11 protein-coding genes are annotated in these 11,612 nt (G+C 58.3%); all 11 read right to left on the bottom strand.

Features of this window, described 5'->3' with window-relative positions:
• Window positions 1-8: 8 nt before the first annotated feature.
• The 11 genes from EO133_RS16490 to tkt all read right to left on the bottom strand — a co-directional run bounded on the left by EO133_RS16490 (window position 9) and on the right by tkt (window position 11,610).
• On the bottom strand, window positions 9-1,034 hold the full coding sequence (locus tag EO133_RS16490) for a peptidoglycan -binding protein (RefSeq protein ID WP_127073753.1): 1,026 nt from the start codon (window positions 1,032-1,034) through the stop codon (window positions 9-11).
• A 6-nt stretch (window positions 1,035-1,040) separates the two neighbouring features.
• On the bottom strand, window positions 1,041-2,042 hold the full coding sequence (locus EO133_RS16485; RefSeq protein ID WP_127073752.1) for a flagellar motor protein MotA: 1,002 nt from the start codon (window positions 2,040-2,042) through the stop codon (window positions 1,041-1,043).
• A 137-nt stretch (window positions 2,043-2,179) separates the two neighbouring features.
• Window positions 2,180-2,971, bottom strand: coding sequence for an inositol monophosphatase family protein (locus tag EO133_RS16480; RefSeq protein ID WP_127073751.1), 792 nt, complete (start codon window positions 2,969-2,971; stop codon window positions 2,180-2,182).
• A gap of 57 nt (window positions 2,972-3,028) precedes the next feature.
• Window positions 3,029-3,592 carry an elongation factor P gene (efp, locus tag EO133_RS16475; RefSeq protein ID WP_127073750.1) on the bottom strand — a complete coding sequence of 188 codons (564 nt, stop codon included), beginning with the start codon at window positions 3,590-3,592 and terminating at the stop codon, window positions 3,029-3,031.
• Between the two features lie 109 nt (window positions 3,593-3,701).
• Window positions 3,702-4,703 carry a tetratricopeptide repeat protein gene (locus EO133_RS16470; protein WP_127073749.1) on the bottom strand — a complete coding sequence of 334 codons (1,002 nt, stop codon included), beginning with the start codon at window positions 4,701-4,703 and terminating at the stop codon, window positions 3,702-3,704.
• Entirely contained in the window at window positions 4,700-5,281 is a 582-nt protein-coding gene (locus EO133_RS16465; protein WP_127073748.1) for a thiamine phosphate synthase, read from the bottom strand. Before EO133_RS16465 ends, EO133_RS16470 begins: the two co-directional genes overlap by 4 nt.
• Window positions 5,282-5,406: 125 nt before the next feature.
• Window positions 5,407-6,429 (bottom strand): class I fructose-bisphosphate aldolase, encoded by a 1,023-nt coding sequence (locus EO133_RS16460; protein ID WP_127073747.1) that lies wholly within the window; start codon window positions 6,427-6,429, stop codon window positions 5,407-5,409.
• A 126-nt stretch (window positions 6,430-6,555) separates the two neighbouring features.
• Entirely contained in the window at window positions 6,556-7,182 is a 627-nt protein-coding gene (locus tag EO133_RS16455) for an SH3 domain-containing protein (protein ID WP_164735059.1), read from the bottom strand.
• A 21-nt stretch (window positions 7,183-7,203) separates the two neighbouring features.
• The gene (locus EO133_RS16450) at window positions 7,204-8,406 is read right to left on the bottom strand and encodes a phosphoglycerate kinase (protein WP_127073745.1); all 1,203 of its coding nucleotides are present in this window, start codon (window positions 8,404-8,406) and stop codon (window positions 7,204-7,206) included.
• 141 nt (window positions 8,407-8,547) lie between these two features.
• Complete coding sequence (gene gap, locus EO133_RS16445) at window positions 8,548-9,558, bottom strand: type I glyceraldehyde-3-phosphate dehydrogenase (RefSeq protein WP_127073744.1); 1,011 nt, start codon at window positions 9,556-9,558, stop codon at window positions 8,548-8,550.
• Window positions 9,559-9,630: 72 nt separating this feature from the next.
• Entirely contained in the window at window positions 9,631-11,610 is a 1,980-nt protein-coding gene (gene tkt / locus EO133_RS16440) for a transketolase (RefSeq protein ID WP_127073743.1), read from the bottom strand.
• Window positions 11,611-11,612: the final 2 nt, after the last annotated feature.

The raw sequence follows: 11,612 nt of genomic DNA, 5'->3' as shown, positions 1-11,612 counted from the left end.
GCCCGCCATCAGGCCTCGGTCAATTTGAATTCGATGCGGCGGTTGCGGCGATAAGCTTCGTCGGTGTCTGCGGGGTCAAGCGGAGCAAATTCTCCGAAACCGGCGGCCAGAAGCCGGTTGGGGGAAACGCCCTGTTCTACCAGAAGTTTGGCCACCGAAATGGCGCGAGCTGCGGAAAGCTCCCAATTGGATGGGAATTGTGGGGTTGAAATGGGGCGGCGGTCGGTATGTCCGTCGATGCGCAGAACCCAGGGAATTTCCGAGGGGATCTGTTCTTCAAGTTCGAGTATGGCGTCGGCCAATGCCTGGATCTGGTCGCGGCCTTCCACCGAGATTTCGGCAAGGCCGGCATCAAACAGCACTTCGGACTGGAAAACAAAGCGGTCGCCAACAACCTGCACGTCCGAACGTCCTTCGAGAATTTCCCGCATACGACCGAAAAAATCAGAACGATAGCGAGCGAGATCCTGAACGCGCTGGGCAAGAGCGACATTGAGCCTGCGGCCAAGGTCGGCAATGCGCGTACGGCTTTCCTGATCGCGCAATTCGGCGGCATCAAGGGCAGCTTCGAGGGCACCGATCTGCTGGCGCAGCGCCGCCAATTGCTGATTGAGCAGGGCGACCTGCGCCATGGCTTCACTGGAGATTTCTCGCTCTTCAGCCAGTTCGGCGCTCAGGCTTGCGATCTGGCCGTCCGAGGCATCGAGCCCGGCGCCGATGCCGGCAAGTTGGCTTTCCAACGCATCGCGTTCGGATTCCGTGCCTGCCAGCGTTGCGGTGAGTGACGAGATCTGGAGCTCCAGATCTTCGGAAGAGGCGCGTTCGAGTTGAAGCAATTCGGTCAGTTCTGCAATCTGGGCATTGAGGCGTTGCAGCGCACTGTCACGCCCCAATATCTCTTGATTGAGAAAGAACTGGGCGATCATAAAGAGCGACAGCAGAAAGATGATGACCAGCAGCAGTGAGGACAGGGCATCCACATAGCCTGGCCAGAAACTGGGACGCTCGGAACTGCGACCGCGAACCAATGCCATAATGGATTATCCTTGTCCGCCTTGGGGGCGATCGGTGTCCTGCAAAAGTGTATCGATCAGTTTGTGCAGGCGCTTGTTGACCTCGGCCTGCTCGGTGATATGGGTGCGCAAATCCTCCTGCTCGGCCCGTATATGCTTGACCAGGCCATCGATGCCCTTGGCAAGCTCAGCCATGGCCCGGATAGCGTTCTGGGACGAGTTCTGCGTTTGCATGGTTGCGCCGAGCCGCTCGAACATCTGCTGCATTTCCGCGCCAGAGACACCGAAGTTGTTGGCCTGCATCGTGGCGATAGGGTGATCGAGCTCGGTCATCGAGCTCATCCAGTCTTCCAGGTCGGTATAAAAGGCGTTCTGTGCCTGGCCTGCCTGCAGATCGAGAAAGCCCAGTACCAGCGAGCCGGAAAGGCCAAAGAGCGAGGAAGCAAAGGCGATGGACATGCCGCCCAGCGGCGCCTCCAACCCTTCCTTGAGATTGCCGAAGATATTGCCTGTGTCGCCCGTCGTCACATCAAGGCTCTGAATGACGCCGGAGACGGCGGCGACGGTCTGCAACAGCCCGTAAAAGGTGCCCAAAAGTCCGAGGAAAACCAACAGGCCAGTCAGATAGCGGGCGGTATCCTTTGCCTCATCGAGTCGAATGCCAACCGAATCAAGGATGGATCGCATCGATGCCGGGGTAATCACTGTCTCGCCGAGGCGGTCGCGCATGATGGCAGCAACCGGGGCCAGCAGCACCGGGCCGCGCCGCAGATCGCCCCCGCCATTCTGGAGTGAATTAACCCAGTTGATTTCCGGGAAAAGGCGAATGACCTGACGGAAAGAGAGAATGATCCCGATCAAAAGGACGAACAGAATCAATCCGTTAATGAAAGGGCTCGACCAGAAGGCGTCCAGCAGTTGGGGGCCGAGAATGATTGCCACCATCCCAACAAGGACCAGAAATATGGTCATCTTGATGAGATAAACCAGTGGGCTGGCAAGGTGATATGGGTCGTAACTTTGCGTCATTGCGTCCGGCTCCGCCAGAGCAGGCACGCACAAATATTTGCCGCGCCTGACTCTTTGCTTGATTTGCGCCAAGCTTAGTCAGACCGCTATGGCATGACAATGACCATCAACCGTGCTTTTGGGGTCCTTGGGTCAAATTATGCAACGGATTTAATGCTTTTGAGCAAGGCTGCGTGGATATGCTCGTTGCCAGCAACGACTTCACCCTTGGCCACAGCATCGTTGCCGCCGGCATAATCGGACACAAAGCCACCCGCCTCGCGCACAAGCAGCAAACCGGGTGCGACATCCCAAGGCTTAAGGCCTGCTTCCCATACGCCGTCGAACCGACCGGAAGCCAACCAGGCCAGGTCGATCGAGATAGAGCCGGAGCGACGGATGCCCGCCACAGCCGGGGTTATGTGGGCAAGCTGGCGGAGCTGCAATGCGTCGAGCGCCCGGCCTTGAGAATTTATACCCGTAACCACAAGAGCGTCGGCCAGATGCTTGCGGCTGGCTACGCGCAGGCGGCGGTTGTTCTGCCAGGCGCCATTGCCTTTCTCAGCCGTGTAAAGTTCGTCCATCACCGGGTTATAGATGACCGATGCAACGATCTCGTCATTGCGTTCAAGCGCGATGGCAACGGCAAATATGGGTATGGCATGCAGGAAATTGGTTGTGCCGTCTATCGGGTCAATGATCCAGCGGTGCATACCGTCGGTGCCCGTGATCTCTCCACCTTCTTCCATGAGGAAGGAATAGGTGGGGCGGGCCTTCATCAACTCATCGCGAATGACCTTTTCAGCGCGCTTGTCGGCAACCGAAACGAAATCGGCCGGTCCCTTGCGCGAGACCTGCAGATTTTCCACTTCGCCGAAGTCGCGAATAAGGCCCTTGCCTGCCTTGAGGGCGGCATTGACCATGATGTTTAAGAGCGCCGAACGAGCCATTGTTTTATCCTGAATTGTCGGGCCGGCGGCGATTGAAGCGGCTGCCCAGGGTGCCGCTTAGTCCGCGCGGCGGACGTAAGTGACTTCTTCGGTGTCAACGATGATTTTTTGACCGATTGCGATGAAGGGGGGCACCATAACCTTGACGCCATTTTCCAGAATGGCCGGTTTGAAGGAATTTGCCGCCGTCTGGCCCTTCACCACGGGCTCGGTATCGGAGACTTCCAGCGTTACCTGGGCAGGCAACTGAATGCCGAGGGGCTTTTCCTCGTGCATTTCGACCGTCACCATCATGCCATCCTGCAGGAAGGCCGCGCGGTCGCCCACGAAATCGGTATCGAGTTCGATCTGCTCATAGCTTTCGGTGTTCATGAACACCAGCGCATCGCCCTGTGCATAGAGGAACTGGAAATCACGCTGTTCGAGCGAGACACGCTCGACGGTTTCAGCCGAACGAAACCGTTCGTTGAGCTTGGTGTTGCCGATGATCGACTTGAGCTCAACCTGAGCATAGGCGCCGCCCTTGCCAGGCTTTACGTGGTCGACCTTGACCGCAACATAAAGACCATCCTTGTGCATGATCACATTGCCGGGGCGAATTTCGTTGCCATTGATTTTCATATCGTGATTGGCTTCTTGCTGGCGGCGCGCAAACAGGCGCCAATTGAGATTATGTGGGAAAATTCCAATTGGGCTGGCTTTTGCCCTAGAAAGGCGTGCGTTTCAAGCCCTATGACGTCGCATCAAGATTGGAGCCCGTGCCGGGGCGAGGCGGTTGACCGGGCCAAAAGCGGGCACGTTCCTCTCCCTGCGCAAGGGCATCAGGGTCAATGCCGCGCAACATCTGGTCGAGTTGAGGATCGGTAAGACCCTGCCGCCGCGCGAGCGAGCGATACATGGCCGCGGTGGCGATATCGACATCCACCCCTTCGCCTGCCGCCAGCATCAGGGCGTAGCGGACCTGGGCAACCGGATTGCCTGCCTGGGCCGCGGTTCCGTACCAGAGGGCTGCGCCTTGGGCGTCGCGGGCGCCGCGCGCTCCCATATAGAGCAGGGTTGCATATTCGACCTGAGCTTCCACAAGACCCTGGCTGGCGGCTTCTTCCATGAGGTTGAGCGCGCGGTTGGTATCGGGCGCAATGCCGGCGCCTTCGAGCAGCATGACGGCCAGATCGTATTGGGCCTCGGGGTAGCCAGCTTCGGCGGCAGCACCGATCAACTCGGCAGCACGCGTCAAGCTGGGTTCGGCATAGGTGCCCTCTACATGGAGCAGCCCAAGATTGTAGCGTGCCTCCACGTGTCCGGCCTCGGCGGCTTTGGCAAAAAGTTCCGCCGCACGTTCGCGATCCTGCGGAACGCCCTGACCAGTCTGATAGATCAGCGCAAGCTGGAAGCTGGCCTGTATGTCGCCATTGGCATCGGCGCGCTCGTACCACTCAACGGCCGCAGGAAGGTTCTGCGCAACACCCAGTCCGTTGGCATAGATTTCTGCAATCAGCGTCTGCGCGGCAGCGTCATCATCAAGGGCGCGGGGCAGGGCCAGCCGCAAAGCCGTCAGATAGAAGCCGCGCTGATAGGCGCCGAAGGCCTGATCGACACCCGGAGGCGGCGCCAGAAGCATGCGTGAAATGTCGAGTGCTTCCTCCAACTGCTCGTGAATCTGGGCGCTGGCAGTTGTGGCCGCCGCGCCAAGCAGTGCAGCAAAGATGAGCGGGAGGGCGCGGGGGCTCATTTGCCGGCCTCTGCCAAACGGGCAAGCGCTTCTGTGTCGGACCACATGGTTTCGGGGAGGCCCAAAAATTCGGATTGCAGATTTGCAATTGCCGGGTCATCGACATTTTCGGCGAGATAGACGGACGCGACTTCAAATGTCTCCGCCCACCAGTTCGCCAAATCCGCGCCGGTCCATTCGGGAACCTGCCGATCGCCAAACATCAGGTAGTCGATTTCCAACTCGCCGCGTAGCATGGCTTCATGGCGCGCACCGATATCGCCCGTGCCAACAATGAAGTCGGGCTTCAGGGCGTCGAGCGCCTCGCGGACGGCTTTGATGCCGCCGGTCATATGGACGCCATCGACGCCAAGAGCGCGAACGAGTTCTGGGCGATTGTCGAGCAGTACGGCCACGCCTTTTTGCTGGGCCAGCGGTGCAATCGCCTCGACGAATTGGGCATAGGCTTCCTCGCTGCGCTCGCCTTGTTTGAGCAGCAGTGCGGAAATCGAAACAATCTCCAATGCAGAGTTTAGTGCAGGGCGGAAATCATCCGCCGTGCCTTGACCGGGTGCGATCAAAAATAGCTCGTGCTTCATCTGGCCCCAAAATTCGTGAATCGATCCCAGATGCCCGTCAATCGTGACGGAAAAAGGGACGCTGCACAGATACAGCGTCCCTTGCCCGATGAGAAGTGCGTTGCCGCGAAATAATGGCTTGCCGTTCAGGCAGCGCGGTCGAGATCCGCGGCCCACCGACCGAGAGAGGCCAGTGAATTCATCTTGGCGCGGTGAACGAATGCGCGGCGTGCTGCCTCGACATTTTCTTCTTTTCCGCCCCAGGCGGCCAGAGCTTCGGCCTGCAAAGCGCGGCCATACGAGAAGGTCAGCCCCCAGGGCAGATCGCCCAGATTGTGCATGGCGGACAAATTGGCGCTTGCCTGCTCGCAGGTCTGCCCGCCCGAAAGAAAGGCAATGCCGGGAACGATGGCAGGAACGGTCGCCTTGAGGGTGCGCAGAGTGCGTTCCGCCACTTCGGCGACCGATACTTTAGGGCCATTGAGGCCAGGTATAACCATATTGGGTTTCAAGATCATGCCGTCGAGTTCAACGCCGGCAATACGCAGTTGCTCGAACACTTCGGCAAGGGTTTCGGTGGTCACGCGCTCGCAGGTTTCAATCGTGTGATCGCCTGGGGCCCCATCGGCCAGAACTTCCGGCTCGACGATGGGCACAATGCCGGCTTCCTGGCAAAGCGCCGCGTAGCGAGCCAAGGCCTGAGCGTTGGCGACAATGGAGGCACGTGACGGCTTGTTTTCACCAATGGCGATAACACCACGCCATTTGGCGAAGGCAGCGCCAATCTTTCCGTATTCGGCAAGGCGTTCGCGCAGGCCATCAAGGCCTTCGGTAACGGTTTCTCCATTGTGGAACGGCAGCGGCTTTGCGCCGGTATCGACCTTGATGCCGGCAAGGCAATTGTTGGCCTTGAGCATCTCGACAAAGGGCGTGCCGTCGGCACCAGCCTGACGAATAGTCTCGTCAAAGAGAATAACGCCGGAAATGTAGTTCTGCATCGCTTCGGTCGCGCCGAAGAGCATTTCGCGATAATCGCGACGGCTGGTTTCAGTGCTTTCCAGCCCGATTGTGTCAAAGCGTTTCTTGATGGTGCCGGTGGATTCATCGGCGGCGAGAATGCCCTTACCGGGCGCTACGAGCTGGTGTGCAACATCACTCAAGCGAGACATAGGAAAATCGACCCCGTGAACTGGAATTGGCTAGGCTCACACAAGCAAATTTCCGGCGCAAAGGCGATTAGACGTTCGGGTATCAGACGAAAGGTTTATGGTTCAATCGGCCTGTTACCCGGCATTTCAATTGCAGGTTTCAAATGTGCCGGGGATTGACTCGCCGGTACCACAGATGATGCCGCCCCAGTGAAAGCCGGTGCCATTGGGATGGGCGATCTCGAACCAGGGATAACCGTTGTAATCGATGCCGGTGTTTTCGATCAGGGTGATCGGAGTGCCCTGGGCCAGGCTGGTCAAAATCGAAAAATTCGTGCCCGGTCCCGAGCGGACATTGCCTCCCCAAGACTGGGCCGGCAAGGCCGCCAATGCATTGGTATCGGGTTCCGATGGCAGCGGGCCGGCGACCGATTGCGCCAATTGGAGCTGACAGGGGAAGGGATCGTAATCGCCTTCCTGCACCGAATAGGACGAACCGCGGGCAATGACGGAATAGTCACCATTGGTATAAAGGGTGAGGATGCCCCGCCGTTCGGCTTGCTCAAGAGAAAAGCGGCCCGCCAGAGCCGGGTCGACCGTTTCGGCTATGGCGATTTCGAGTTCGACGGTTCCATCGGATGGTGCTGGGAACGCGTAGGTTATGTCACCGGCCGGGCACACGTAAGCGCTTTCGGCCGGTTCCTGTGCCTGGCTCGCCTGCATGTGAACCAGGACAATCGAAACTGCCAAGAGCTGGCGGGCCGATCGGCGCATTTCAAACCCCATATGACGACCCTATCGGGTCAGCGCTTCGACACCGGGCAAGGGCTTGCCTTCCATCCATTCCAGAAACGCGCCGCCAGCGGTTGAGACATAGGTGAATTCATCCTTGACCCCGGCATGGGCCAGCGCTGCCACCGTATCGCCGCCTCCGGCAACAGAGGTCAGCAATCCCTTATGGGTGCGTTCGGCAGCATATTTGGCCACTTCGACGGTGGCCTTGTCGAAGGGAGCGATTTCAAAAGCGCCAAGCGGTCCGTTCCAGATGATGGTTTTCGCTTCGTTGATAGCAGTCTTGATCTTTTCCACCGATTGCGGTCCGGCATCGAGCACCATGCCGTCCTTGTCGATGGCATCGAGACCATAGGTGCGGAAAGGTGTATTGGCCTCAAAGTGCCAGGCAACGACGCCATCGATCGGCAGTATGATCGCGCAGCGTGCGTCTTCGGCCTTATCCATGATCCGGAGGGCGGTTTCTTTCAGGTCGCGTTCGCATAATGATTTGCCGACGTCGTAGCCAAGTGCATAGATGAAGGTATTGGCCATGCCGCCTCCGATCACCAGCGCTTCAACCTTTTCTATAAGATTCTCGAGCAGATCGATCTTTGTGGACACCTTGGCGCCACCCACAATGGCAATGACGGGTTTCTTGGGGTTGCCCAGACCCGCTTCAAGCGCCTTGAGTTCGGCCGCCATGGCGCGACCGGCGCCGGAGGGCAGGACTTGTGCTATGCCGGTTGTTGAGGCATGGGCACGGTGCGCAGCAGAAAAAGCATCGTTTATGTAGATATCGCCCAGAGACGCCATGCGCGCCACCAGATCGGCGTCATTGGTTTCTTCGCCGGGATGAAACCGGGTGTTTTCCAGAAGGACGACGCTGCCTTGTTCCGCCGCTTCGATAACTGCCTTTGCGGCCGTGAGATCGTTCCAGTCGGTATCTGCGAAGCTGACCGGCTTTCCCGCGATCGTTTCGAGTGCGGGGACAACGACCTGCAGGGACATGTCCTTGTTGACCTTGCCTTTGGGGCGCCCGAAATGGGCAAGAAGGATCGGCAAGCCGCCTTTGTTGGCGATTTCCTTGATGGTGTGAGCAACACGCTCGATCCGCGTCGCATCGGTGACTTTGCCGTTTGCAACCGGCACATTGAGATCGACGCGCAGCAATACGCGCTTACCATCCAGTTCAAAATCATCGAGGGTCTTGAAGGCAGCGGTCATTGTTTTTACTCGCGAATTGGTTTTGGCATGATCCTTCGTGCCCAACAGTGGCGGAAGGCGCGCTACTTGGCAAGATGATGCCGCAATCGGCATGAAAAAGGCGCTCCGAAGAGCGCCTTACAACTTTTTGGCCGCCCTAGCTCAAAGCGTCTTGGCAAATGCGACGGCGGTATCGCTCATGCGGTTGGAGAAGCCCCATTCGTTGTCGTACCAGGAAAGAATGCGTACGAACGTTCCTTCCATGACCTTGGTCTGGTCCATGTGGAAGACCGAGGAATGGGGATCGTGATTGAAGTCGGTCGAGACGAGTTTCTCGTCGGTATAGCCCAGGATCCCGCGCAGAGCATTGCCTTGGGCAGCTTCCTTGATGGCTTCGTTGATCTCGGCAACCGAAGTGGTCTTCTTGGCGATGAACTTGAAATCGACAACCGACACGTTCGGCGTCGGTACGCGGATGGCGGTGCCATCCAGCTTGCCATTGAGTTCGGGCAGCACGAGGCCAACGGCCTTGGCGGCACCGGTCGAGGTCGGAATCATCGACAGCGCGGCGGCGCGGCCGCGGTAGAGGTCCTTGTGCATGGTATCGAGCGTGGGCTGATCACCGGTATAGGAGTGGATGGTGGTCATGAAGCCCTTTTCGATGCCAACGGCCTTGTTGAGCACATAGGCGACTGGCGCAAGGCAGTTGGTGGTGCAGGACGCGTTGGAAATCACGGTATGTTCAGAGGAAAGCTTGTCGTGATTGACGCCATAAACAACTGTCATGTCCGCGCCATCGGCAGGAGCCGAAACGATGACCTTTTTGGCGCCAGCTTCGATATGGGCCGAAGCCTTGTCCTTGGCGGTGAAAATGCCGGTGCATTCGAGAACGATGTCGACACCCATTTCGCCATGAGGCAACTCGGCAGGGTTGCGGACTGCTGTAACCTTTATGGGACCGCGGCCAACGTCGATCGTGTCGCCGGAAACGGTTACCGTGCCGGGGAATTTGCCATGCACGCTGTCATAACGGATCAGATGCGCATTGGTTTCGACCGGGCCGAGATCGTTGATGGCAACAACCTCAATATCGGTGCGGCCCGACTCAACTATGGCACGCAAAACATTACGGCCAATACGGCCAAAACCATTGATCGCAACGCGGACGGTCATCGGGTGGTCACTCCTTGAGTATGAAAGCCTTGAACAAAGAAACGGCGCAACTTTTGCGCCCCTGACAGGTTTCTAAAGCTGTGCCTTAGCAGCTTCGATGGCAGCCTTGGCGGTAATGCCAAAATGATCATAAAGCGCCTCGATCGGGCCAGAGGCACCGAAGCTCGACATGCCGATAAACCGGCCCTTGTCACCCAGGAACCGGTGCCAGCCCATTTCGATGCCGGCCTCGATCGCTACACGGGCTTTGGCAGAACCGAAAATCGAACGCTTGTAGTCATCGGACTGGGCAGCGAAAAGCTCGAACGAGGGTACCGAAACAACGCGGGCCAAAGTGCCTTCGTTGGTCATCTGCTTTGCAGCATCGAGCGCTATCTGGACTTCCGAGCCGGTGGCAAAGAAGACAACTTCTGCATCCTTATCGCCCCAAACGGTATAGGCGCCGCGGGCACAGAGGTTTTCCTTGGAATATTCGGTGCGGACCGCAGGCAGGTTCTGGCGCGAAAGCGCCAGCAAAGACGGGCTTTTTTCAGTCTGCAGAGCGATCTCCCAACATTCGGCCGCTTCCATGGCGTCGGCCGGGCGCATGACCAGAAGGTTGGGGATGGCGCGCATGGCAGCGAGATGCTCGACCGGCTGGTGCGTCGGACCATCTTCGCCAAGACCGATGGAATCGTGGGTCATCACGAGACCAACCCGGATGCCCATCAGGGCCGCAAGCCGGATCGAGGGGCGGCAATAGTCGGTAAAGCACATGAACGTGCCGCCGTAAGGATACAGACCGCCGTGAAGCGCAATGCCGTTCATGGCTGCGACCATGCCGTGCTCGCGGATACCATAATGCACATAGCGGCCAGTATAGTCGTCCGCCGACATGGGTTTGGTCTGGGACGTCTTGGTGTTGTTCGAGCCGGTCAGATCGGCCGAACCGCCCAGCGTCTCGGGAACAACGCCGTTGATGACTTCCAGAGCGTTCTGGGAGGACGCGCGGGTTGCAAGCTTCGGTTTTTCCTCGGCGAGCTTCTTTTTATAGTCTTCCATGGCCGGCTTTAGGCCGAGTGGAAGATTGCCACGCATCCGGCGTTCAAACTCGGAACGGATTTCGCTGTCTTTTGCAGCAAGACGCTCGTTCCACTGGCTGCGCGCGTTGGTGCCGCGATTTCCCGCAAGGCGCCATGCGTCCATAACGTCGTCGGGTACGACGAAGGCCTCGTGGGGCCAACCCAGTTCCTTGCGGGCCAGGGCGATTTCATCGTCGCCAAGAGGGGAGCCGTGCGCCTTGTTGGTGCCGGCCTTGTTCGGCGAACCGAAGCCGATAGTGGTCTTGGCGGAAATAAAGGTCGGGCGGTCGGACTTCTGTGCCGTTACGATGGCTTTTTCGATCTCTTCGGGATTGTGCCCGTCGATTTCCAGCGTTGCCCAGCCCGAAGCTGCAAAGCGGGCAAGCTGATCGGTGGAATCGGCGAGGCCGACCTTGCCGTCGATGGTGATGTCGTTATTGTCCCAGAAAACGATGAGTTTCTTGAGTTTGAGGTGGCCCGCCAGCGAAATTGCTTCCTGGGATATGCCTTCCATAAGGCATCCGTCACCAGCATAGGCATAGGTGAAGTGATCGACCAGATCGGCGCCGAATTCAGCTTCCAGCTTGGCTTCGGCGATGGCCATGCCGACCGCGTTGGCAATGCCCTGACCAAGTGGGCCGGTGGTCGTTTCGATGCCATCGGCGTGGCCAAATTCTGGATGGCCTGCGGTTTTGTAGCCAAGCTGGCGGAAATTCTTGATGTCCTCGAGCGTCATATCTTCGTAGCCGAGGAGATAGAGCAAGGAATAAAGCAGCATTGAGCCGTGCCCGGCCGAGAGGACGAACCGATCCCGATCCGGCCAGTTGGGGGCCTTGGGATCGAATTTCAGGAACTTGGAAAACAGAACCGTGGCGATGTCGGCGCCGCCCATAGGCAAGCCGGGGTGCCCCGAATTGGCGGCCTGAACAGCATCCATGGAGAGGGCGCGAATGGCGTTAGCCATGGCATCGTGTTTTGCTCTGTCTGTCATAG

Origin of the sequence: Pelagibacterium lentulum, assembly GCF_003992625.1 — a bacterium.
GTDB classification, from domain to species: Bacteria; Pseudomonadota; Alphaproteobacteria; order Rhizobiales; family Devosiaceae; genus Pelagibacterium; species Pelagibacterium lentulum.
Note: the sequence above shows the minus strand (reverse complement) of the source record. Positions and strands in the feature narration are given on the sequence as shown.